The following is a 23,198-nucleotide window of genomic DNA, read 5'->3' as shown; positions in this document are numbered from 1 at the left end:
TTCTGATATAATGGAAAGAGATTTTCTTGATGGAAGAATCTACATAAAGAGAGGGGAAGTCGTAATGGGAACCTATGAGATGACTTGGGATTTAGATTCCATTTTTCATGGAGGTAGTGATTCCAATGAGTTGAAAGAGTATGTGAGGAAAACCGAACGGCTGATGGATGATCTGGAAGCATCTATTCGTACGTTTACACCTCCAAAAAATACAGACCAAACAGAGAAACTCAACCAAATTGTAGAAATTACGCAAGTGGTGTCAAAACGATTGAGTGAATTTGGCGCTTTTGTAAGTTGTCTAAGTGCACAAAATGTACAGGATAGAAAAGCGAATATGTGGCAATCGAAAAGAAGTGAACTGGGTGCCCGATTAGGGAATGCATTAACTGAAATGGACCAGGTACTTGTTCAGATCGATGATGATGTATGGAAATCTTTATTGAATCAGGCCCCCTTTCAAGCTATATCCTTTGTTTTGAATGAGAGACGTTCTCTTGCTAAGGACAAATTGGAAGTAGGGAAAGAATCTCTTATCAATGATTTGGGTGTTGATGGATATCATGCGTGGGGGCAAATGTACGATGCTCTTGTTGCAAAGTTATCCATTGAGATGAATGGGGAAAAGTTATCTGTAGGTCAAGCATCTAATCAATTGGATGACCCCGACCGTTCGGTTAGAAAAGAAGCCTTTGATAAACTTCAGGAAACATGGGGAGAGGCTTCCGATCTATTCACAGAAACGCTGAATCATCTATCAGGCTTCAGGCTCCAGACCTATAAACACCGCCGATGGGAAAATGTCTTGAAAGAGCCGCTCGATTACAATCGGATGAGCCAAAGAACGTTAGATGCCATGTGGGAGACGATTACGAAATATAAAAAGCATTATGTTCCCTATATGAAAAAGAAAGCTGAAAAATTAGGGATTGAAAGGTTGAGCTTTTATGATGTAGAAGCACCGCTCGGAGAAGCCAATCAGAAAATGAGTTTTCAAGAAGGGGCAGCGTTCATTATCCAGCAGTTTAGGAAATTCAGTCCCAAAATGGCGGATTTCGCTGAAATGGCTTTTGAAAAAAGGTGGATTGAAGCAGAGGACCGCCCTGGAAAACAACCTGGTGGATTTTGTACAAGCTTCCCTGACAGCGGGGAAACGAGAATTTTTATGACTTATTCAGGTAGTCCGTCCAGTGTAGCGACCCTTGCTCATGAACTTGGCCATGCTTATCATCAACACGTAATGGATGAATTGCCTGAGTTGAATCAAGGGTATGCGATGAACGTTGCTGAAACGGCATCGACATTTGCAGAGATGATTGTTGCGGATGCGGCCGTTAAAGAGGCAGCTTCGGAGGCTGAAAAACTTGTGCTTTTGGAAGATAAAGTACAGCGCAGTGTCGCTTTCTTTATGAATATCCATGCAAGGTTCTTGTTTGAAACGCGTTTTTATGAAGAACGTAAGCAAGGGGTCGTTTCAACGGAAAGGCTGAACGAGTTGATGACAGAGGCTCAACAAGAAGCCTACGTTCAGACGTTAGACGAGTACGATCCGACATTCTGGGCTTCCAAGTTACACTTCCACATCACGGATGTCCCTTTTTATAACTTCCCTTACACTTTCGGTTATCTGTTCAGCATGGGAATTTACGCGAAAGCCATCGAGGTAGGGCCGGCATTTGAAGAGCAATATATCGCTCTGCTTCAAGATACGGGAAGGATGACTGTGGAGGATCTCGCGAAGAAACATTTGGATGTAGATCTAGAAAAACAGGATTTCTGGGTGCATGCCTTAGATTTGTGCCTTTCTGACCTTGAGTCATTCATGGATTTGGTTTAATTAAAAGAAGGAGGAGTGAATGATGGAGGAAAAGTTAATCCCACAAGAAGAAAAGGAAGAACGAGTTTCCCAGTTAGACGGTTGGAAGCTGACGGATGAAAAATTCATTGTTAAGCGGTACCGGTTTAGTGAATTCCTGACAGGCGTCCAGTTCGTTAATCATATCGCTGAGTATTCAGAGGATATCCAACACCATCCATTCATCAGCATTGACTATAAAATGGTGACCTTGAAGCTGACTTCTTGGAATGCGAAGGGGCTTACAGAACTTGACCTTTCCTGTGCTGTGAAATATGACGAACTTTATGATTTAATCAAATGAAAAAGAAGCCGCTCCTCACACGGGAGCGGCTTCTTTTATGTTTAGGATGATGGGTCTAACGACTTCACTTGTTCATTTGTAAATAATGGCGAATCGCTGGCGGGCATGGCAAGACACTGAATTTCCTTTTCTGTGAACGGGTGAATCAATGTAAGCCTTGCAGCATGGAGGGCCTGTTTGTAATCAATGCTTCCTGTTCCACCGTACATTTCGTCCCCGAGGAGCGGGTGTCCGATATGACTGAGGTGTACACGAATTTGATGAGTCCTGCCGGTTTGTAACTGTAATTTCACAAGAGAGGCATCATGGGAGGCATCATAAGATAGGACTTCGTAATGTGTTTCTGCATGCTGGCCACCTTGTGAGACACGTCTTCTTACAGGATGATGGCGGTCTTTTCCAATCGGTTTTTCGATTTTTCCACGACGCGGTTTCAGCTTCCCGTGAGCCCATGCCAAGTACGTCCTTTTGATTTTCCGCTCCTGCAGCTCTTTTCCCAACATAGCGACAGCGAGATCATGCTTGGCAAAAAGGATGGCACCTGAAGTATTACGGTCGAGGCGATGTACATATTTCGGGGTGGCCTCAATGCCATTCATTTGAAAATAAAAAGCGACTCCATTGACCAGGGTGTCATGCTCGTGCGGGGTATTCGGATGCGTGAACACGCCGGCCGGCTTATTGACGACCAGTATATGATCATCCTCGTAAATGACTTCAATATCCATATAAGTCGGCGTCACTTCAAGTGGTTGCGGACGGAAAAGCCGAACACGTAAAACATCGCCACTTTTGACTGTCGCTGTCTTCCAATGAGGATTCTCATTGTTTAAAGTCACTTCTTTGTTGGACCGAAAACTATGCATTAATTTTCGTGGTACATTCCATTTTTTCTTCAGAATTTTTTCGATAGTCAACCCGTCCCATGGATCAGGGATGATGACCTCAAGCCAATCCCCCATACGTTTCGTTTTCATTTCTACACCTAATTTCCTAAATTACTGAATACCCGGTGCGTAAATCGTACATATTGGTACCAGGTACGAACTGCCCTATATTGTACTCTTTCCAGTACCATTTACGCAATCACCTCTATGTTGTACCTTATGTTGTGTACCTGGCCCCCCTGGGAATAAATGGGGGGGTCAGGCTTGAAAAGTAGGATGATAACAGTGGAGCTGCTAGCTGTTTACGAAGATGTACTTAGGCTACTGATGTTAACGATATGTAAAGCTGGTATCTATGGTAATAGAACTATGTTATAATAGAAGGGTTGAATAATTTGTGATACGAAAGAGGTGTGTGCTTCATGCAACACAGAGATGATATTCGTAATATAGCGATCATCGCGCACGTTGACCACGGAAAAACAACATTGGTCGACCAAATGCTTCACTATTCCGGAACTTTCCGTGATAACGAGCATGTCGATGAGCGCGCTATGGACTCTAATGATTTGGAAAAAGAACGCGGAATCACGATTTTAGCCAAAAATACCGCCATCAATTATAATGATGCGCGTATAAATATTCTAGATACCCCGGGTCACGCTGACTTCGGTGGAGAAGTAGAACGTATTCTCAAGATGGTGGACGGTGTCCTTCTTGTTGTTGATGCTTATGAAGGCTGTATGCCTCAAACACGTTTTGTGTTGAAAAAAGCATTGGAACAAAAATTGACACCGGTTGTCGTATTGAATAAAATCGACCGCCCGAATGCTCGCCCGGATGAGGTAGTCGATGAAGTTCTCGATCTGTTCATCGAGCTTGGCGCAGATGATGAGCAGTTGGAATTCCCTGTCGTTTATGCTTCTGCACTAAACGGAACTTCTGGAGATGAACCAGAGGACCAGCAGGAAACTATGGATCCAATTTTCAAATTGATCATGAACAACATCCCAGCTCCTGTAGATACAAAAGAAGAACCATTACAATTCCAAGTGACGTTGCTTGATTACAATGATTATCTTGGCCGTATCGGAGTTGGACGTGTCTTCAATGGCTCGATCAAAGTAGGTCAGCAAGTATCCTTGATGAAGAAGGATGGATCAGTGAAGAACTTCCGTGTTTCCAAGTTGTTCGGTTTCATCGGTTTGAAACGTGTTGAAATCGAAGAAGCAAAAGCGGGAGATATTATCGCCCTGGCTGGCTTAGAAGATATTAACGTCGGAGAAACGGTTTGTCTGCCTGAACATCAGAATGCGATGGAAATCCCTCGTATTGACGAACCGACACTACAAATGACCTTCCTTGTCAATAACAGTCCATTTGCTGGGCGAGAAGGAAAATATGTAACGTCCCGTCAAATCGAAGAGCGTTTGATGACACAGCTTGAGACTGATGTCAGCTTGCGTGTCGATCCAACAGATTCTCCGGATGCCTTTACGGTTTCAGGACGTGGTGAACTACACCTTTCTATCCTAGTAGAAAATATGCGCCGTGAAGGGTATGAGCTTCAACTTTCCAAGCCGAAGGTAATTCTGAAAGAAATCGATGGACAAACGTGTGAACCGGTAGAACGTGTTCAAATTGATACACCTGCAGAATACCAAGGTGCGGTCATGGAATCCATTGGTTACCGTAAAGGTGAAATGCAGGACATGGTCAACGATGGTAATGGTCAAGTACGTCTTGAGTTCCTAGTACCATCTCGTGGTCTAATTGGTTATTCTACAGAGTTCATGACGCAAACTCGCGGATATGGAATTCTGAACCATACCTTTGATGGCTATGCTCCACTTGTAAAAGGTCAAGTCGGCGGCCGTCGAGAAGGTGTTCTGGTTTCTCTTGATAAAGGGAAAGCTTCCACTTATGGAATTATGAACCTCGAAGACCGTGGAACTATTTTCGTTGAACCTGGTACAGAAGTGTACGAAGGAATGATTGTTGGTGAGCACAACCGTGAAAACGATCTTACCGTCAACATTACAAAAGAAAAGCACTTGACCAACATCCGCTCAGCGAACAAAGATACCACAAACACAATTAAGAAAACTCGCCAAATGACGCTTGAAGAAGCCATTGAGTATCTTGATGATGATGAATATTGCGAGGTAACACCTGAAAATGTTCGTCTTCGTAAAAAATACTTGAATAAGAACGAACGTGAGAAAATGGCGAAGAAGAAAAAGCTTCAAAACACAGAAGTATAATGACTCAATAGGAAAGCCCGGGGCATATCGATATGCTCCGGGCTTTTCGTATATTTATTGGGTAACTTCAATGGTTTCTTTTTGATGGCCATGAATGTCCTCGTCTGGTTTTTCATAATGAACGTTGATCGTGTACGTTCCAGGTGAGGGAAAGGTATAGGTTGTCGTGTATTCCCCGCGTTCACTTTCTTCAGCATCAATGTACATGTGTTTTTCCATTTGATCAGAGCTTATTTCATAACGCACACTTGCTTCAGAAAATGGTTCTTCCATGTGGTTGATATGTGTGGTCAATGTAGATGATTCTCCAGCTTTGAAACTTTGTTCAGTCATCAAGTGGACCATGAATTTACCACGATCATCTCCATGCTCGTGTCCACTGGCTTCTGCTTGCTGTCCAACAGCCACCTCGGTTTCAGGCATTGTGTGAAGGTCATCTACCTGAGTATGGGCGATCACCTGATACGTACCTTCTTTCGCAAAGCTATGAGTGATCGTGTACACTCCGCTTTCTGTATGCTGTGCTTTGAACGTTTCAGATGAATCTTGTCCATCTTCACTGTTCCAAATCTCAAATTCTACATATTCTGCATCCGGTACTGGTTCTCCACCTTGGGTGACAGATGCTTGAATGGTCGTTTCTTCTTTTACAGGGAGAGGTTCATGCTCGAATTCCACTTTTACCTCTGGAACTTCAGCCGCCTGATTATTTTCCTCTGCAGATGAAGAATCCTGCTCATTATTATTTACAGAACAAGCACTCATGACGAATAACAAAATAATAGATAAGAATACTTTTTTCATAAGGCATCTCCTTTATCTGTGTATTGGAGTCGTTGATAGCCAACCTACAATCAGGATATCATCTAAAGCTTTGACATTCTTGCTTGATTTTAGACTATCTTGTGACAATACTTCACGATTTCATAAAAAAGAGGGGAGCTTTTTTTAAAGCTTCCCTCTAATTGACATTGTCGTTATTCCAGTCATAGGTATAAAAACGTTCGTTTGTCACCCATTTCAACGCTTCGGGATCATTGACCTTTATGCCTTCTTCGAGCATCTCGAGCATTCTCGCGGTTTGTGAGATATGGGCTCTCATCGCTGCTAGCTTTTCGTTTTGAACAGAGCGTATGTCATTGATCACATCAGGCTGCCCCAACTTCTCTTCCGTATCGTTAGCAAAAGCTACCGCGTGAAACTTCGGGCGAGCTTTTTCATCAATTTCCCTCAAAGCTCGGACGACTGCCCGTGCAGTCGCTTCATGGTCGGGGTGAACGGCAAAGCCAGGATAAAAACTGATGATCAAAGATGGTTGAAGCTCATCAATCAAATGGCGGACCATATCTTTCATTTCATCATCATCTTCAAATTCAAGCGTCTTATCTCTCAATCCCATCATGCGGAGGTCTTCAATGCCCATCGCTTCCGCAGCTTTAATCAATTCTTTTCTTCTGATTTCAGGCAGGGACTCTCTCGTTGCAAACGTTGGTTTACCAAGATTGCGCCCCATCTCTCCAAGTGTAAGGCACGCATAGGTAAGTGGGGTTCCTTGTTTTATATAGGATGTAATTGTCCCGGAAACTCCAAAAGCTTCATCATCGGGATGCGGGAAAATAACGAGTACATGTTTTTCTTGTTCGATCATTTTCTTTCACTCCTTCAAGAGGATCACTATCCTACATTATTGCTTAAATCAGAAAAAATGAAAAGTCATTTGTTTATAAGCGTACCTCTATCCATCACTTAATATTTCACTATCGCTCCCGTTTGTTGAAGACTCAGTTTCGAGGCTTTTGTTGAGTGTCTAGGCGATGGAGCTGGAAGAGTTGCTTCCCAGCCACCCCTGACGCTCAACTCAGCAACGAACCCCGAAACATCTCGAAATCGAGTTTTCCACAATCCTGCCATATGCTTTAATAACCTCCTAGTAGAATAACTATCCTATAAGAGCTTTAGGTTTATGTTCTCCTTTTTAAAGGAAAGCAATCTTTAGATTGTAAAATGAAGGGAGTTAATGGACATGGAAGAGAGAATTGAGTATTTGACGGATTGGCTGCGTACGAAGACAGAAGAAGCAGGTGCCGATGGGCTTTTGGTCGGGATCAGCGGTGGGATTGACTCTGCTGTAGTATCGTATTTGATTAAGCGGGCATTTCCTGAAAATTCTTTAGGTATAATTCTGCCAATTAATAAAGGTGTGGAAGACCAAACCGATGCTCTGGCTGTCGTAGAAGGGGCGGAGCTTGATTATGTCGGTATTGAATTAACCGATGCCTATCAGACGACTTACGACACCGTTAAAAACCAGTTGAAAGAAAAAGGTGATTGGAATGAGGATAAATCACAGCTTGGTGGTGCGAATCTTCAAGCAAGACTCCGAATGAGTACACTTTATGCTGTAGGGAACAACTACAATTACCTTGTCGTTGGAACGGATAATGCAGCAGAAGATTATACCGGTTATTTTACGAAATACGGAGATGGTGGCGTGGATCTGGTTCCTCTAATCAACCTGAGGAAAGAAGAAGTAAAGGAAATGGCCAAAACGTTGAATGTGCCAGACTCTATCCTTCATAAAAAACCGAGCGCTGAGCTTTGGGAAGGACAAACGGATGAAGAAGAGCTTGGCATGTCTTATGATACGATTGATGCTTTCCTAAGAGGGGAGAAAATTGATCCTGACGATGAAAAGGATTTGAAGGAGCGTCACATGAAGACCGAACATAAGCGTCAGATTCCGGCTGGACCCAACCGGTTCAAAGGAGCGTGAGTACGTGAAATGAAGCAGAATACTGCACTCATCATCATTGATATGATTAATAAAATGGACTTCGATGGTGGAGAAAACCTACTTGAAAACAGTCTTCTTGTCGCCGAGCGTTTAAAAGAATTCAAAAAAAAGGTCAAACAGCAAGGTGTGCCGGTCATTTATGTGAATGACAACTTTGGGCTTTGGCAGGACAATGCATCTGAGTTGTTGGAAGAATGTAAAAAGGGGACTGGAGAACCTGTAGTTGAACAAATGGAGCCTGATGAGGATGATTATTTTATCATTAAACCGAAGCATTCAGGCTTTTTTGGAACACAGTTAAGCATCCTCTTGGACCATCTGGAGGTCAAGAACTTAATTTTGACCGGAGTAGCTGGTGATATCTGCGTTATTTTTACAGCGAATGATGCTTATATGAGGGAATACAATCTTTGGGTGCCGGAAGATGGCATAGCCTCTGAGTATAAAGAAGATAATGAAAATGCCTTAAGAATCATGAAACGATCGTTAGCTGCCCGAACAGATTCGTTGGATAGCTCTCTTTTGGGTCACATTTTCAGCAGTTGACAGGAAGGAGGACCTGTCATATATTATAATGGAACACAGGTGATGGTTTCACGAATGTAACTTTACCCCGTGAAGGAGAAATGATTTATGAGTGTGGTTGTTCTTAACTAATCCATGAACTGGATACGTCCTGAAAAAAAGTATGCGAAAGCATGCTTGGTTTGTTATACCCTTTTTCAGGAACAGTTAAGAACAAGCATAAGCATAGCCGGATAAAAACGATCCAAAAAGCTATGACTGGCTTATTCAGTCATAGCTTTTTTTCGTACATTCGTGGAGCTACATTCTATATGTGTCCTACGGAGTCCGCAGCGAGCTATCTTCAGCTTGTTGCGGACTTTTTTATTTTTATGATCACCTGTCATATTGAGGAGGAAAAACATTGAATCAACAAACATTTGAAAGCTTGGGTTTGAACAATATATTAACAAGGGTCAGTGATTTCGCTCATACCGATCGAGGGAAAGAAACGATTCTACATTTACAACCATCCAATGATCAAAAGAGGTTGGAAAGGATGCATGAGGAAGTTAAAGAGGCAAGAGCCATTATTGATAGTCACAGTCATGTACCCATTCATACCCTGGGTGATATTCAGGTCATGATTGATCAAGGGAACAAAGGTCTCTATATCCGTCCGCAGCAATTTGGCTCCCTTGTCTCTTTTCTAGAGCATTGTACAAAATTGAAACGGTTTATGAAAGATAAGCAGATCCTGGCCCCGACCATCTCTCTCTATGTCGATTCCATCGCGGATCTATCCCAATTGGAAGAGGAGATTTACGGGAAAATACGCCATGGCCAAATCGATGAGTCTGCATCGAAAGAGTTAGGGAAACTGAGAAGAAAAATGGACAAAACTCTCACTGATATGAAAACGAGGATGGAAAGTTCAGCTAAAAAATATAGCTCTTTACTCCAGGAGAATAGGCCGGTGGATAAAGGAGGTCGATGGACCCTTCCTGTCAAAAGAGAGAACCGGTCCAAAGTGAAAGGTGTCATCCTTGATCAATCTTCTTCTGGTGCAACGTTATTTATAGAACCAAAAGAAGTGACGTCCCTTCAAGAGGAGTTCGGACTCTTAAAGATGCAGGAAGAGCAGGAGATGGAACGGATTCTCTATGCGTTGACAGCCTCTGTTTTGGAAAAGGAATATGAATTGAATATTGCCATGGAAACGATGCATCAGTATGATGTTCTTTTTGCGAAAGCGAAATACGGCAAATTAATGGATGGGTATTCCCCGATCTTTTCCCAAGGGGAAATTGAAATCAGGGAAGGGCGCCACCCTCTATTAGGGGAAAAAGCCGTTCCACTGAATCTCCATATGGGGGAAGATGATCAAGCCCTGCTTATTACTGGGCCAAATACTGGAGGGAAAACGGTAACGTTAAAAACGGTAGGATTGTTTTGTATAATGGCGCAATGTGGACTGCCGATTTCTTCACAACCTGGAACCAGATTGCCTCTTTTCCAACATGTTTTCGTTGATATTGGTGACGGGCAAAGCATCGAAGAGAACTTAAGCACCTTCAGTTCAAGGCTGACGAACTTGATTCAAATTTTGCAGCAGGCCAATGATCATTCCTTGCTACTTCTGGATGAAATCGGTTCTGGTACAGATCCAGGTGAAGGGATGGGATTAGCCACTGCCATTCTTGATCAACTCGCTAACAAAGGCTCGACCATTTTGGCGACCACTCACTATAGTGAAATGAAGACCTATGCCATGGAAAAAGAAGGGTTTGTGAATGGAGCGATGGCCTTCGATTTGGAAACTCTCAAGCCTACGTACCAGCTGCAAATTGGAACAGCTGGAAAAAGTCAGGCTTTTGATATCGCCTACAAATTAGGATTGCATCCGGAAATCCTCAATCATGCTTATAACATTACCTATAAGCAAAAAGGGGAGTTTACGAAAGACGATCAGCTTTTGAAAAATTCGTCCTATGCTAAGCAAGTAGCCATGAACCGGTTCAGGCAAAAGCGCAAGGTTCAGAAGAAAGAGAAAACAGGTTTTCAGATGGGTGATAATGTATGGATACCTGCAGAAGAAGAAATGGGGATTGTCTATAAAGGTCCGGATGCTTTGGGGAATTACGTCGTCCAAGTTAAGGGTGAAAAGAAAGAATACAATCACAAGCGCTTGAAACTCCACATCTCAGCTGATGAACTATATCCTGAGGATTATGATTTTGATATTATATTCAAATCCAAAGAATATAGGAAGGTTAAAAAAGTGATGGACCGGAAACATGTGGAGGGGTTAACTTTGGAAGACGAAGAATAAGCGTACACATTGGGGGAGTGCTAGCATTTCAATTGGCACAGAACAACGTGTTATTCTGAAGTAAACAGCCAAAAGGGGTGAAGCATGTGAAGAAGCGGACGAAATGGATCATGATGATAGCCATACTTTCATTAGTTGCTGTTTTTGCCATCCCGGAAGCTTATGCCTATTTAACAAAGCGTAATTATGATAGTGAAGCTGTGACAGCAAATGAAATACCTGAAGGCTATGAGGTGGCTACTCTTGCAGGAGGCTGCTTTTGGTGTATGGAGCCTCCATTTGAGAAATTGAAGGGCATCCATAGTGTCATATCCGGTTACACGGGAGGGAAAACAGAAAACCCTTCTTACGATGAAGTATCTTCTGGAGGAACGGGTCATATTGAGTCTGTTCAAATCTATTATGATCCAGACGTCATTTCCTATGAGCAGATTCTCGATGTCTTCTGGAGACAAATCAACCCCACCGATGACGAAGGTCAGTTTGTGGATCGAGGGTATCAATATACGACCGCCATCTTTTATCATACTTCTGAACAGCGGCAAATCGCTGAACAATCCAAACAGGAACTTCAAAATTCCGATCGCTTTCAAAAAGAATTAGTCACCCCTGTCCGGGAAGCGGAAGAGTTTTATAGGGCAGAGGAATACCACCAGGATTATTATAAGAAAAACAAATTGAGATACGATTTCTATCGTGGGAATTCAGGGCGCGATCAATATTTAGAAGACAGATGGGGAGAAGGCTTAGAATTGGACCTTCCTAAGAAATAACCTCGATCATTGGAGGCTCACCTTTTATACTAAAACAAAACCCCTTCGTATAAGCGAAGGGGTTTAAATCATTGAAATTCAGTAGCTTTCTGTTTCTTTAGGAATGGAAGGATTGGCATCCGTATCCATACTTGTATAGCCTACATAACTAAAACCGATGACAATAACCATTAAAATGGCAAGTAAAATTTTTCTCATAATATTTCCTCCATCACTACAAAACGACAGAAAAAAGCAGGTTTTGTCGAATATTGTAGATTGTTGCTTATTCTATTGTAATTGTTAAAAAATAAGATTACAAGCCTATCCTTCGGCTAAGAAACCATTTTTAAACCGATGACTCCGGCAACGATACAAGTGATGAACAACAGACGTTTCCGATTCGCTTTTTCTTTAAAGAAGAAGATGCCCAGCAAAACGGTCCCTGCCGAACCAATTCCTGTCCATATCCCATAAGCCGTTCCTATTGGAAGATCTTTTAAAGATAAAGAAAGGAAGTAAAAGCTCGCCGCACCTGCAAGGATAGCCATGAACGCTGGTTTCCGTTTTTGGAAGCCATCCGACAGCTTCAAAAAGAACATGGCCGTCATTTCACCTACTCCAGCCATCATTAAAAATACCCATGCCATGCTTATCCCTCCTGTTGTACCTGTTCTGAATTAGTATCAGACATTTTTAAACCAATAATGCCTGTAATTAAAAGAGCAATAAAAAAGACTTTCCCAGCTCCGCCTCCGTCGCCAAGAAAGATCATCCCAATTAAAGCTGTACCTGCTGCGCCAATCCCTGTAAATATCGCATACCCTGTTCCAATATCGATCACTTTCAATGCTTTGGTGAAGAAAGTGAAGCTTATAATAATACAAATGACGGTAATGGTTGAAAAGAGGGGGTCCGTGAAACCCTCTGACAATTTCAACCCAACAGCCCATCCGATTTCGAAAAAAGCACCGAAGAATAAATAAATCCATGCCATCGTTTCCTACCTCCCTAATGCCCTGGGTTTTTAATGCCAAGCCAAAAGATTTGCCAGCTTGCTTTCTGTCTTTCTTCAAAAACTTCCCGGTCGTAAAAATTTTCTTCCAGAAACAAACCGTCAATCAACGTATAAAATGCTGAAGTCAGCGTATTTGTAGAAAGAGGGCGGATAATTTCTTTCTCTATTCCACGTTCAAACACCGGGCGAATGATCTCAGTCATACAGTCTTCCACCATTAAGAAGACTTTTTTAATTTCAGCTGCGAAATCTTCGGGCGGAAAAAAGGTTACACGCTTGAAGAACATGCCTTCTGTGGAATGAGCCATGTGTTCCAAATAGACACGGTAGATCTCATGGAGACGATCAGCCACGGAGTCCAGGTCAATGGATTCTGCCTGATTCATTAAATGACTCTTTTCTCTTTCTCCCACGTCGTAAAGAACATGAAGGAAGATATCTTCTTTATTATCAAAATGATTATAAAGAGAAGGTTTTTTTATTCCAACAGCTTCAGCAATATTGGCAAGGGTCGTATTTTCGTATCCATAATTGGCAAAGAGCTTAAGACTCTCTTCAATAATCGTTTCTTTTGTCATTCAGCTCTCTCCTTTCACTAACTAACGTTTGTTAGTTTTATTTTACCACGCCGGAGGATTGTTGTCCAGAACTCTAAATTCGACATGTTTAGTCATGATTAAGGAAGGGAATGCTTTGTAATAAGAGGACTTATACCATAAAAGGAAATGGTAAGAATGAAGGCACATCATTTGCCAGGGTGCCTGATACTAAAACAGAAGGGGATTGAATCGGTGAACCAATATAAACTGGATCGATACGAAGGGGCTTATGCGATTTTGGTCGAAGAATCCGAATTTAAGAATGAACTTTCTGTACTCAGAGAGAGGCTTAGCTTTGTGAAACCAGGAGATTATGTTGAAATAGAATTCGATTCCATTGGTAATCTTAAACATGTAGCTATCTTGTCCAAATGCGACAAAATGGAAAAGGCTTAAGAAGAAGTGCGTCAGCGGCTCAGCTCTTGAACCGTTGACGCACTTCTTCTGTTTTATTCCACAATCCTGCCATTAAGTTGAAGATATGGAAGGGTATTGTTATTTATTCATAATATTTAGACAATTATGTTGAATTACCTTGCATTTCTTCTGTATATCATCATAATAAAAGTAAGAGATTTGTACTGGGGGGATACTCATGCTATTACGGAATGCAATGGACCTTTTGGATGAGGGGGTACTGATCAGTAACGAAGAATACACGATCACATACGTTAACCCTGCTTATGTAAAGATGTTCCAATTAGAGGAAGAGCGGGTCGTCGGAGAAAAACTGAATCATTTGTATCCGAATGTAGCACCAGAAAATAGAGTCCTATCAAAGTCTATCCAAGAGAAAAAAGACATAGATTTTGAAGGGGTGGAATTCCAGTGGAAGGATATGAACATGGTGCTTCATATTTACACTAAACGTTTCATTCATGAAGGAGAGAACTTTATTCTCATACGTATTTTTAATAGGACGGAACAATCAAAAAGGGAGAAAGAGTTAATCCATATGATTGAAGAAATGACAGCTAATATTGTAACCATTGCTAAAGGGTATGCTCTTTTACCTTTGCAGCCAATTTTAAGAGAAGAACAGCGCCACATCTTATTGGAGAGAGTACCTGTTTTATGTCAGGAGCAGAATGTTAGTCGACTGGCGATTCAATTTTCAGGAATTACTTCAATCGATGAAGAATGGGCAGTCCTTTTGAAAAACCTTATGATGAGTCTTAAATTGTTGGGCATAGAGGTTGTACTTGCCGGTATGCGTCCACAGGTAGTGATGCAATTCGCAGAAAATCATATCCAATTGGATGGGGTGCGAACGTTTATGAACGTACAGCAAGCAACAAAGTATTTTCTGGAGACGGGGTTGAAACCGACGTTCAAATAAATATAAAGCCTTTTAACGATCATCTAGAGATAAATTTCCATATAATATCCATAAATGGAAAACAGTAAGCTTACTCCGTGATTAAAGAGCCTTCTCGCACCCATCATTTGTTATGTCTTCGGCCATCACACGATGAAATCAAGGGGAGCAGCCTTCATGTTCCTAAAGGTGGTTATGCTCAAGAACCCTCCCCTTGGAGAAAACGTACTCAGAGAATATTATCGGGTTCCTTTCCATACTTCTTCATAAAATAAATTCTCCTTTCACCTTTTATACACAAAAGTTCATGCTTCCCACCTAAAGTTTTTCCATAAAGAAATCAGTCATTCCTTTTTTACGAATAAAAGAACGCAGACTGCCTTTTGTTTAATGTGCTATAATACAAACAAATGTTCTTGAAAGGTGATCGATATGGAAGAACTACTGGACGGACTGAACCCATCACAGCAAGAAGCGGTTGTATCTACAGAAGGATACGTCCGCGTCATTGCAGGTGCAGGTTCTGGTAAGACACGGGCCCTGACTCATCGGTATGCCTTTATCGTAAATGAGCTCGGGATCGACCCAGCTAATATTTTATCTGTAACCTTTACAAACAAGGCCGCCCATGAAATGAGGCGACGGGTGAAAAAGTTAATTGGGGGAGAGCAGGATACAGGATTTATAACCACGTATCACGGATTTTGTGTCCGTGTCCTACGGGAAGATATTCACCGGCTTTTTTACCCAAAGAATTTTGTCATTTTGGACGTGGAAGATCAGAAGATTTTACTGAGAGAGATCTTTGAGGATATGGGATTAAAACTGAATGATAAAACATTCAAAAGGATTCTCGATAAGATTGGTATCCTTAAAGGAAACACGCATTATGTACAACAAATGATTTTACGTGGACAAATGCCTTCCGTAGAAGAATCAGGAGACCTCGACAGTCAGATTATCCAACAGTACCTCAAGAAGCAAAAGCGTGTGTACGGGCTGGATTTCGATGATTTGCTCAATTTTGTTTTCACTCTTTTCGAACAAAATAAAGAGGTGCTTGAAAAGTGGCAGGATCGACTTTTTTACATACAGGTCGATGAATTTCAGGATAGCAGCTTAAAACAATTCGAACTTGTGAAAATGCTTGCTGAAAAACAGGGAAATCTATTCGTCGTTGGTGATCCCGATCAAACCATTTATGAATGGCGGGGAGCTGACCCTAAGTACATGGTGGACTTTGAAAATTACTTTACTGATGCTCAGACCATCTTTTTAAAGGAAAATTACCGTTCCACACCGGAGATTCTCTCTTTGGGAAATGCCTTGATCCGCAATAACTACTTCAGGGTGGATAAGGACATGCTTCCTGTCAATCCTTCAGGAGTGAAAGTGGTTCACTATCATGGGAAAGACGAGATACAGGAAGCGAAATGGATCGTGAGTAGGATCAAACAGCTCGTGGAAAAAAAGAGAGCAAATCTGAGTGAAATCGCTATTCTGTATCGAGCGAATTACTTATCCCGATTTGTGGAACAGGAACTGATTGCTGAAAATATCGAATACACGATTTTCGGTGGTTTTAAATTTTTTGACCGCCTGGAAATTAAGGATGCTCTCGCTCACTTGAGGATGATCGCTTTTCAGGATGATTTGTCTTTCAGTCGCATCATTAATGTACCGAAACGTCAAATTGGGAAGAAGCGTATGAGTTTCCTCAGGGAAAAAGCGGAAGAGGAGGGGCGATCCCTCTATGAAACCCTGAAAAAATATGCGGACCATGATCGGCTGAGGCGGACAGGTGCTCAATCTTTCATTGACGCGATTGAATATTTAAAGGAAATCAGAAGCAGAAGAAAAGTTTCGGAACTGCTTCAAGAAGCTATGCAAGTGACGGGGTACGAAGCTTATCGTAGGGAGGACGGGGATCAAGAGAGGTTGGATAATATGACTGAGCTTCTTCATTCGATTGTCCAGTATGAGCAAACACTTGGGGAAGATATTGATTTGGACGAATACTTGCAAATGGTTTCACTCTATACAGATAACGATAGGGCAGACCAGATCGATTCCATTAAACTCATGACGATTCATACAGCCAAAGGACTGGAGTATCCTTATGTATTTGTTATTGGTATGTCAGAAAGTGTCCTTCCCAATGTGCGGGCAATCAGGCAACGGAAAGAGAGGGGGCTGGAAGAGGAGCGCAGGCTTGCCTATGTAGCCGTGACGAGAGCGGAACAGGAACTGTATTTAACAGAATCTGAAGGCTTTCAAAATGGAGGACAAAAGAAATACCCTTCCCGTTTTATATTTGAAGTCGAAGATCGTTTCTATGATCGTATCGGAGAGTTGGATGAATCTCTCATTGAAGAAGCGAAAGAATATATTCGTGCCTCCCATCGTCTGGAGAAAGAACCTTCTGGTGATTTCTTTGAAAAAGGAACCCGGGTCAAGCATCCCGTTTTCGGAGAAGGTTCCATCCAAGAAGTCGATGAGAAGAAAAACAATTACCTGGTCTTCTTTGACCGTCTTAAAGCCCCCCGGCCGATCAGTCGTAACTTTAAAAAGCTGGAAAAACTATAGTAAATAGAAGAGCCGTCACAACATAAGTGACGGCTCTTCTATAGAAATCTCATAGATGAAATTTTATATAGCGTTTGCAACATTCATAGCTTTTTCTGCCCGTTCTTCTTCAGGACCATAGTATTCGAGCTGATAGATGACATCTAGATCACCATCATACCATTCTACAAAAATATGATCCTCCTTTTCCTGGACACCGGCTACAGCGCCAGAATTCAAAGGGACCTGCAGTTCTGATTCTTGGAGAATGTTCCCAGGTTCATACAACGTGCTTACCTCGGCTTTTTCTGAACCATCCGATTGATAGAGGATATCGACTCTGTTGTCTTCCACCGTTGACTCAACCTGAGTGACTTCGAATGGCATATCTTCAGGAAGACCGAGCTTCTCCTTCTTCTCCTCCGATAAGGAACCTAACTGCTGAGCGAACGTTTCAGGATAAGCCGTTTCCAAATCCTCAAGCGATAGATTTTGCGATGAACAAGCGGCGAGAAAAACCAATGTCGCAAACAGTAAAATTCTTTTCCACATGTTTTCCACTCCTTGAACAAAAAAAGAAAAACTTCCGTTCACATTTTACCATACTTTCCTCCATCTGATTCTTAAAAATTCTGATTTGTTAGCAACCCAAAGCTGGGTTTTCGGGGAGGACCACAACAAAGATATAGGAAGACGTTAAAAGTTATTCAAAAAATAGTCGGATTTTCTTATATAACTTGAAACGTTTAAGGGAATCAAACGTAATAAAGAGTAGACAAATAGAATCAACAGACTGGGTGACGGCTCAAAGGGGAAAATCTTAATCACAGCGAAAGGTAGGATGACATGGAAGCTATTCAAATTCGTACGTTTCTTGAAAAAGATTTTGACGCTGTCCAGCAATTAAATGAAAAAGAAGGATGGAGCGGCCTTGTAGAACGTGGCGAGGAAACGTTATGCTCCTGGTTGAATTCAGAACCAGCTTTAGTTGCCATTGTAGATGGTGAACTCGCCGGCTTCCTCCGAGGGCTCACGGATGGGTCCATCACATTGTACGTGTGTGATTTGCTTGTGAAAGAAAGTTTTAGAAATCAGGGAATTGCGGAGAAATTGATTCAAACCGCCCATGAGTGCTACCCAAGTACGCGGGTGGAAATGTTGGCTTCCACAAAGTCCAGTGGGTACTATGCGAATCAAGGATACCGCTCCTTTTATGGATTTAGGAAATCAGCTGAAGAAATGTAAAAAAACAACTGACTCGATGATCTCGGGTCAGTTGTTTTCTTTTATATATTCGTCCTCTTCCTCAGGAGTAAGGAGGCGCTTGGCTTTTCCAATGGTGCCGCGCTGCATTTCCCAAATCGTGTTATGGTCAGCTACAGCATTAGAAAAATCTTCATCAGCCCATTTCATTAAAATTTGCTTATAGACATGCTTATGAGTCAAATCATTCGTCTCCAAATGTTCCAGCAGCCAAGAAATACGAAGGGGGTGGATTTCAAAAAACGTCCATTTTTCATCTGCTTTTACTTTCTGATGTGCCATGCCATGAATGTATTCCTGGTATTCTTTGTCTGTCAATTCTGGCCCCGAAATCTCTCCTCCAAAAGGATTTTTCCCATCTCTCTCATAGGCTCTCAGTTCTTCCGCGTTCACTGTTCCTGTGACACCATGAGCTATGGTTGCCCCCTGGGTTTGTACATACAAATAGGCTCCTGTGACGGCACCGATACATAGACAGAATGAAAACCATAGGATTAATCTCTTCATGTGCAGCCCCCTTAAAAGTGTTTACCAGTAATTTCTATTATATAGGAAGGGGAGGGGGAGAAAAAGAGAATGGATACAAATAAACTTGTATGACCTCTCCTTAGCTATCGACATAATGAGCTAATTTTGCTGCAAATGAGCGTGGGATGAACTTGGATGCAAAGGCTAACCCTTGGTTCATCACTCCGGGAATAACTACACGTTTGCCTTTCACAAAGCCGAGGAACCCGGAATTGGCAACCGATTCAGGCGACATTGTATTGTTTACAAGTTTCGTATGCTCTGCTTTTGCCGTTTTAAAGAAGTTCGTATCTGTTGCGCCCGGGCATAAGGTGGTGACCGTCACACTTGTATCTTTAAGCTCCTCTACAAGAGCTTCTGAAAGGGAAAGGACGTAGGCTTTGGAAGCATAGTACACGGCCATTTTTGGACCAGGCTGGAAGGCAGCCGTGCTCGCTACATTCAACACCCCTTTAGGGATGGAGCGGAAGCGGGCGGCTTTGATTTCAGGTAAGAACAGGTGGGTAAGTTCAGTAAGTGCATTGATGTTCACCTGCAACATTTTTTGTTGGTCCAGCAGAGGGAGGTCTTCGAAAGCTCCATTCAGACCAAATCCAGCGTTATTTACAAGAACAGTAACATTCAGGCCGAGTTCTTTTACCTTACTGTACACAACTTCGGCTGCTCCGGTTTCTGATAGATCCTGAGGAATGATCGTAATTGGATGACCATTCAGTTCCCCTTTTAATTGATGAAGCTTTTCTTCGGATCGTGCAACGACAATTAAGTGATACCCTGATTTAGCGAACAGCCGGGCAAGTTCGTATCCTATACCGCCCGAAGCTCCTGTGATCAATGCAGTTGGCTTCATGTAAATCTCTCCTTTAACAACTTCGTATGCAATAGATGCTAATAGTTTATACCCTATAATCATGAAGAACAAATCACATGTTTAAAAACCAGAAATAACCAGACAAGGTCATCCAGAATATGGATGACCTTGTCTGGTAGGTTTTGTCTAAACGATCTCTCTTCGCTTCAGTGTCTGAATAGCTCCGAAAAGGAGGAGAATGATTGACAGTATGGTGATCAAACCAGCCATCCAGAGGTTTTGACTGGCTTCTCCGCTTCTTAGCAGGGCTGGAAGTTGAGAGACAATGCTTGTAGGACTCCATTCCAAAAGGTGAGAAAAATACTTGTAATCAAATTTAATATAAGGATAACGCTGATCGTTAAAAACAAAACAAGGCCGGGAATTTTCGTCCATGTGTTCATGAAGAGGCTAATACTGATGACGAAAATAATATACAGGCCATAGAAGGCGGCTGAACTTATGACGTGAATGAAAGAAACATCACCAAAAAGAAGTTGCACATAATACCAGCTTGCCATTAAGCCGACGAAAACAGAAAGAAGAACGAGTGAGACATGTGCAGCCCATTTGGCGGTCACATAAGCACTATAGGATACCGGCTTTACAAGAATCAGCTCCGCTACCCCTGACTTTCGTTCTCCAGCAATGGTTCCCATCGTAATCAGGGCGATGACGAGCACGCCAAGTGTGTTAATTTGTGAGATGCTCATCATGAACACATTTGGTGCCGGCGGAGTCGGGATATTAAAGGTCGCCCCATCAGGAAGTCCTCCGGTTGACTCAAGGATCTGCGGGAGATAATAAGTCGTTAAAGGATCCATGATACAAAAAAGAATAAAGACAAGAGGAACCCAAACCCACCTGTAATTCCTTGCAGATTCCAGGCACTCTTTTTTATAAATGGTCAGCCATTGCATGCTCATTCACCACCTTCATAAATAGATCCTCAAGTGTTGTCTGACCTACTTCAAAGAATAGAAGCGGCCATTTTTCCTTGTTTACAAGGTCTAAGAGAACGGCACGAGCCTCGTGGACATTCTGCACATATACATGGAGCTTTTTCTTTTGGATATCTGTGTGGGTGACAAACGGGAAAGCTTCTACTTTTTCTTGGTATGATTGCATGTCTCCTTCAAATCGAAGTGTGATCTTATCTAACTGGTGTCGTTCCTTGACATCTTGAAGAGAGCCGGATTCTACAATAGATCCTTTGTGCATAAGGAGAATTTCATCACTTGCCTCCTCAGCATCGCTAAGAATATGGGTGGAGTAGAGCAGCGTAGCTTCTTGTTTCAATTCTTCCATCAAATTTAATACATCGCGCCGGCCGATTGGATCTAACGCAGAGACCGGTTCATCCAACAAAAGAACACTGGGTTTGTGAATCATGGCTTGTGCAATTCCTAATCTTTGTTTCATCCCACCGGAGTAGCTGGATATTTTTCGATTTTTGGCATCCGCAATGCCCACACGTTCCAGTAACCGTTCCGCTAGCTTTTTAGATTCAAGATGAGGAATATGAGAAAGGCGAGCGACATATTGAAGAAACTCCTTGCCAGTCATCCAATTGTGAAACTGAGGATGTTGAGGCAGGTAACCGATATATTGGCGAATATCCCCTCTCATCCCATTGGAGAGTTCCACTTGGCCTGAGGTGGGGTGCATGAGCCCTGCGATCATTTTCAATGTTGTGGTCTTCCCTGCACCGTTTGGGCCAAGCAAAGCGGTACATTTACCTGGTGGCAGGTCGAAGGTGATGTTCCTTACCGCATATTCTTTATCGAATATTTTTGTTAAATTTTTCAGGTGAATCATCACTACTCTTGACTCCTTCCAAATATAAAATAAGCAATGGGGCCAATCGTGTTGATGAATAAGATAATGAGCGCCCACATCCATTTCGGCCCTTTTGTAGCTTCTGCACGTATTAAGCTTACAAGAGCTGTAATCATCAAAACCACTTGGATAATGAGCAGGGGAGCGATGATTGCTAAATTGTCGTTGATAAATTCAATGGCGTTTTGAGTGAGTAACATGAGATCACCTCCTTATAGGTCCATTTTTTCTTATCTCTAGAAAATATTATGATTTCCCCTTCGTTTCTTTCCTCTGCCAGACCGTTTTCCATAAGATGAAAAAGATGATACTTGGCACTGGAAATTGAATCAAGCCTACAATTCCCCACAACCACGGAGCTTTTCCGATTTTTCTAGCTTTAATAAAAAGAATGGAACTTTGTGTCATTAAAATGAGTGCGACAATCAGCCAACCCCATACAGGCATTTCTTCAGGTCCATAATTCTTCATTGCTGCATCTCCACCATCTCGTAGCGTTCTTTATAGAAGTAGCGGATCAGAACGATAATGGAAGTGACTTGTGCGAGAACAAACAAAAGAGGAACATAGAATAAGCTGAAAATAAGGAAAGATATAAAAATAAACGCAATGCCCCATAAGCAAGTCAATTCAAACCACAGCTGTCGGTACCAAAGGGCGGTCTGTTCTTCAATAAGGTTCTCAAAGTAGGCGAGGGCAGGCTCCGTTGGTTCCATTTTTGTATCTGTGTGTCTGGCTGCTTCCTGAAGCCTTTCTTCCATGCTTTTCGGTGTCTTTTCATCTGTCATCCGTTTTCAGCTCCTTTCGTAATTTCTCCAACCCATAATGGACTCTGGATTTCACTGTCCCTACTTTCACTTTGGTCATTTTTGCAATATCTTTATAGTCATAGCCGTAATAATGTTTCAAGACGAGGGGGATCCGATGTTCGTCCTCAAGTTTCCATAAGGCTTCCTGAACTTCATGCCAATCGTTCGAAAAAGAAACAGGGGAGTGGGAAAATTCATTCCTGAGTTTCTCATCCAGTTTATCTTTCTTGTTTTGCTTTCGCTTGTAGTCCAAGTATGTGTGTGTAGCAATTTGAATCAGCCATGTAGAAAACTTGGATCGATGATGAAACTGGTTAATCTTCTTGATAGTCTTCATGAGTGTGTCCTGTGTCACATCATAAGCCAGCTGTTCATCCCCGCTCATTTTCCATACATATTTAACGATGAAGCTATAGTGTTTTTTCAAGAGTTCAGCGAGTGCCTGTTCATCTCCAGCTTGTGCCCTCCTGATGAGATCCGAATCCATATACATCCCTCATTTCGTTCCCTGACTATAAGACGTAAGCATTTGTTCATTCGTTCAAATCAAAGTTAAAAAATTTCTAATTTCCTCTTTTTCATCATAATTGTTATTAAAAGTCTCTGAAAACGACCAGAAAAAAGTTATTGAACAATCTGGCAGGATAGTGGAAGACTCAATTTCGGGATGTTTACAGGGTTCGTTGCCTTGTTGGGCGTCAGGGGTGGCTGGGAAGG

General features: G+C 42.1%; 26 protein-coding genes. 11 read left to right on the top strand and 15 right to left on the bottom strand.

The window, feature by feature from the left end; genetic code table 11:
• Positions 1 to 64: 64 nt before the first annotated feature.
• Together HFA01_RS08665 and HFA01_RS08660 are read left to right on the top strand one after the other, a co-directional pair.
• The gene (locus HFA01_RS08665) at positions 65 to 1,837 is read left to right on the top strand and encodes a M3 family oligoendopeptidase (RefSeq protein ID WP_146815264.1); all 1,773 of its coding nucleotides are present in this window, start codon (positions 65 to 67) and stop codon (positions 1,835 to 1,837) included.
• A gap of 22 nt (positions 1,838 to 1,859) precedes the next feature.
• The gene (locus tag HFA01_RS08660) at positions 1,860 to 2,159 is read left to right on the top strand and encodes a 4a-hydroxytetrahydrobiopterin dehydratase (protein ID WP_146815262.1); all 300 of its coding nucleotides are present in this window, start codon (positions 1,860 to 1,862) and stop codon (positions 2,157 to 2,159) included.
• Positions 2,160 to 2,200: 41 nt separating this feature from the next.
• On the opposite strand, the gene HFA01_RS08655 is transcribed toward HFA01_RS08660, so the two are convergent.
• A complete protein-coding gene (locus HFA01_RS08655; protein WP_146815260.1) occupies positions 2,201 to 3,136 on the bottom strand; it encodes an RluA family pseudouridine synthase in 936 nt (311 codons plus the stop codon).
• Between the two features lie 332 nt (positions 3,137 to 3,468).
• Here HFA01_RS08655 and typA point away from each other — a divergent pair, with 332 nt between their 5' ends.
• A complete protein-coding gene (typA, locus tag HFA01_RS08650) occupies positions 3,469 to 5,310 on the top strand; it encodes a translational GTPase TypA (protein ID WP_146815258.1) in 1,842 nt (613 codons plus the stop codon).
• A gap of 54 nt (positions 5,311 to 5,364) precedes the next feature.
• On the opposite strand, the gene HFA01_RS08645 is transcribed toward typA, so the two are convergent.
• Both HFA01_RS08645 and bshB2 read right to left on the bottom strand, forming a co-directional pair.
• The gene (locus HFA01_RS08645; RefSeq protein WP_146815256.1) at positions 5,365 to 6,114 is read right to left on the bottom strand and encodes a FixH family protein; all 750 of its coding nucleotides are present in this window, start codon (positions 6,112 to 6,114) and stop codon (positions 5,365 to 5,367) included.
• A 157-nt stretch (positions 6,115 to 6,271) separates the two neighbouring features.
• Positions 6,272 to 6,958 (bottom strand): bacillithiol biosynthesis deacetylase BshB2, encoded by a 687-nt coding sequence (bshB2, locus tag HFA01_RS08640; protein WP_146815254.1) that lies wholly within the window; start codon positions 6,956 to 6,958, stop codon positions 6,272 to 6,274.
• A 375-nt stretch (positions 6,959 to 7,333) separates the two neighbouring features.
• Here bshB2 and nadE point away from each other — a divergent pair, with 375 nt between their 5' ends.
• The 4 genes from nadE to msrA all read left to right on the top strand — a co-directional run bounded on the left by nadE (position 7,334) and on the right by msrA (position 11,713).
• Positions 7,334 to 8,083, top strand: a complete 750-nt coding sequence (nadE, locus tag HFA01_RS08635; protein ID WP_146815252.1) for an NAD(+) synthase — start codon at positions 7,334 to 7,336, stop codon at positions 8,081 to 8,083.
• A gap of 9 nt (positions 8,084 to 8,092) precedes the next feature.
• Positions 8,093 to 8,650, top strand: coding sequence for a cysteine hydrolase family protein (locus HFA01_RS08630; RefSeq protein WP_146815250.1), 558 nt, complete (start codon positions 8,093 to 8,095; stop codon positions 8,648 to 8,650).
• Between the two features lie 382 nt (positions 8,651 to 9,032).
• Positions 9,033 to 10,940 (top strand): endonuclease MutS2, encoded by a 1,908-nt coding sequence (locus tag HFA01_RS08625; RefSeq protein WP_146815248.1) that lies wholly within the window; start codon positions 9,033 to 9,035, stop codon positions 10,938 to 10,940.
• An 86-nt stretch (positions 10,941 to 11,026) separates the two neighbouring features.
• Positions 11,027 to 11,713, top strand: a complete 687-nt coding sequence (gene msrA / locus HFA01_RS08620) for a peptide-methionine (S)-S-oxide reductase MsrA (RefSeq protein ID WP_246139304.1) — start codon at positions 11,027 to 11,029, stop codon at positions 11,711 to 11,713.
• A gap of 314 nt (positions 11,714 to 12,027) precedes the next feature.
• On the opposite strand, the gene HFA01_RS08615 is transcribed toward msrA, so the two are convergent.
• The 3 genes from HFA01_RS08615 to HFA01_RS08605 are packed head-to-tail and all read right to left on the bottom strand — an operon-like array spanning position 12,028 to position 13,288.
• A complete protein-coding gene (locus HFA01_RS08615; protein WP_089653917.1) occupies positions 12,028 to 12,342 on the bottom strand; it encodes a DMT family transporter in 315 nt (104 codons plus the stop codon).
• A 2-nt stretch (positions 12,343 to 12,344) separates the two neighbouring features.
• Positions 12,345 to 12,689, bottom strand: a complete 345-nt coding sequence (locus HFA01_RS08610; RefSeq protein ID WP_146815246.1) for a DMT family transporter — start codon at positions 12,687 to 12,689, stop codon at positions 12,345 to 12,347.
• 14 nt (positions 12,690 to 12,703) lie between these two features.
• On the bottom strand, positions 12,704 to 13,288 hold the full coding sequence (locus HFA01_RS08605) for a TetR/AcrR family transcriptional regulator (protein WP_146815244.1): 585 nt from the start codon (positions 13,286 to 13,288) through the stop codon (positions 12,704 to 12,706).
• Positions 13,289 to 13,501: 213 nt separating this feature from the next.
• Here HFA01_RS08605 and HFA01_RS08600 point away from each other — a divergent pair, with 213 nt between their 5' ends.
• The 3 genes from HFA01_RS08600 (at position 13,502) to HFA01_RS08590 (ending at position 17,213) form a co-directional block, all read left to right on the top strand.
• Positions 13,502 to 13,705: a hypothetical protein gene (locus HFA01_RS08600; protein WP_089653914.1), complete on the top strand. Its 204-nt coding sequence runs from the start codon at positions 13,502 to 13,504 to the stop codon at positions 13,703 to 13,705.
• 199 nt (positions 13,706 to 13,904) lie between these two features.
• Positions 13,905 to 14,648, top strand: coding sequence for a PAS domain-containing protein (locus tag HFA01_RS08595; protein ID WP_146815242.1), 744 nt, complete (start codon positions 13,905 to 13,907; stop codon positions 14,646 to 14,648).
• Positions 14,649 to 15,059: 411 nt separating this feature from the next.
• On the top strand, positions 15,060 to 17,213 hold the full coding sequence (locus HFA01_RS08590; RefSeq protein ID WP_146815240.1) for an ATP-dependent helicase: 2,154 nt from the start codon (positions 15,060 to 15,062) through the stop codon (positions 17,211 to 17,213).
• A gap of 63 nt (positions 17,214 to 17,276) precedes the next feature.
• Here the strand turns inward: HFA01_RS08590 and HFA01_RS08585 are convergent, their stop codons facing one another.
• Positions 17,277 to 17,744 carry a hypothetical protein gene (locus HFA01_RS08585; protein WP_146815238.1) on the bottom strand — a complete coding sequence of 156 codons (468 nt, stop codon included), beginning with the start codon at positions 17,742 to 17,744 and terminating at the stop codon, positions 17,277 to 17,279.
• Positions 17,745 to 18,038: 294 nt separating this feature from the next.
• On the opposite strand from HFA01_RS08585, the gene HFA01_RS08580 reads away from it, so the two are divergent.
• Positions 18,039 to 18,437 carry a GNAT family N-acetyltransferase gene (locus tag HFA01_RS08580; RefSeq protein WP_146815236.1) on the top strand — a complete coding sequence of 133 codons (399 nt, stop codon included), beginning with the start codon at positions 18,039 to 18,041 and terminating at the stop codon, positions 18,435 to 18,437.
• A gap of 27 nt (positions 18,438 to 18,464) precedes the next feature.
• On the opposite strand, the gene HFA01_RS08575 is transcribed toward HFA01_RS08580, so the two are convergent.
• From HFA01_RS08575 to sigY, 8 genes are all read right to left on the bottom strand, one after another.
• A complete protein-coding gene (locus HFA01_RS08575) occupies positions 18,465 to 18,962 on the bottom strand; it encodes a DUF6241 domain-containing protein (protein ID WP_146815234.1) in 498 nt (165 codons plus the stop codon).
• A 100-nt stretch (positions 18,963 to 19,062) separates the two neighbouring features.
• Positions 19,063 to 19,833: an SDR family NAD(P)-dependent oxidoreductase gene (locus HFA01_RS08570; RefSeq protein WP_146815232.1), complete on the bottom strand. Its 771-nt coding sequence runs from the start codon at positions 19,831 to 19,833 to the stop codon at positions 19,063 to 19,065.
• A 260-nt stretch (positions 19,834 to 20,093) separates the two neighbouring features.
• Positions 20,094 to 20,753: an ABC transporter permease gene (locus HFA01_RS08565; protein ID WP_246139303.1), complete on the bottom strand. Its 660-nt coding sequence runs from the start codon at positions 20,751 to 20,753 to the stop codon at positions 20,094 to 20,096.
• The gene (locus HFA01_RS08560) at positions 20,731 to 21,651 is read right to left on the bottom strand and encodes an ABC transporter ATP-binding protein (protein WP_146815230.1); all 921 of its coding nucleotides are present in this window, start codon (positions 21,649 to 21,651) and stop codon (positions 20,731 to 20,733) included. Before HFA01_RS08560 ends, HFA01_RS08565 begins: the two co-directional genes overlap by 23 nt.
• Before the next feature lie 2 nt (positions 21,652 to 21,653).
• On the bottom strand, positions 21,654 to 21,872 hold the full coding sequence (locus HFA01_RS08555) for a PLD nuclease N-terminal domain-containing protein (protein ID WP_174787816.1): 219 nt from the start codon (positions 21,870 to 21,872) through the stop codon (positions 21,654 to 21,656).
• A 46-nt stretch (positions 21,873 to 21,918) separates the two neighbouring features.
• Positions 21,919 to 22,143 (bottom strand): sigma-Y antisigma factor component, encoded by a 225-nt coding sequence (locus HFA01_RS08550; protein WP_146815228.1) that lies wholly within the window; start codon positions 22,141 to 22,143, stop codon positions 21,919 to 21,921.
• Positions 22,140 to 22,460 (bottom strand): DUF5345 family protein, encoded by a 321-nt coding sequence (locus tag HFA01_RS08545; protein ID WP_146815226.1) that lies wholly within the window; start codon positions 22,458 to 22,460, stop codon positions 22,140 to 22,142. The genes HFA01_RS08550 and HFA01_RS08545 overlap by 4 nt, the downstream gene beginning before the upstream one ends.
• Entirely contained in the window at positions 22,450 to 22,968 is a 519-nt protein-coding gene (gene sigY, locus HFA01_RS08540) for an RNA polymerase sigma factor SigY (RefSeq protein ID WP_146815224.1), read from the bottom strand. Before sigY ends, HFA01_RS08545 begins: the two co-directional genes overlap by 11 nt.
• Between the last annotated feature and the right edge of the window lie 230 nt (positions 22,969 to 23,198).

Source organism: Halobacillus faecis (genome assembly GCF_007991335.1).
Taxonomy (GTDB): Bacteria; Bacillota; Bacilli; order Bacillales; family Halobacillaceae; genus Halobacillus; species Halobacillus faecis.
The sequence above is the reverse complement of the archived record's forward strand: the minus strand, read 5'-3'. Positions and strand labels throughout refer to the sequence as shown.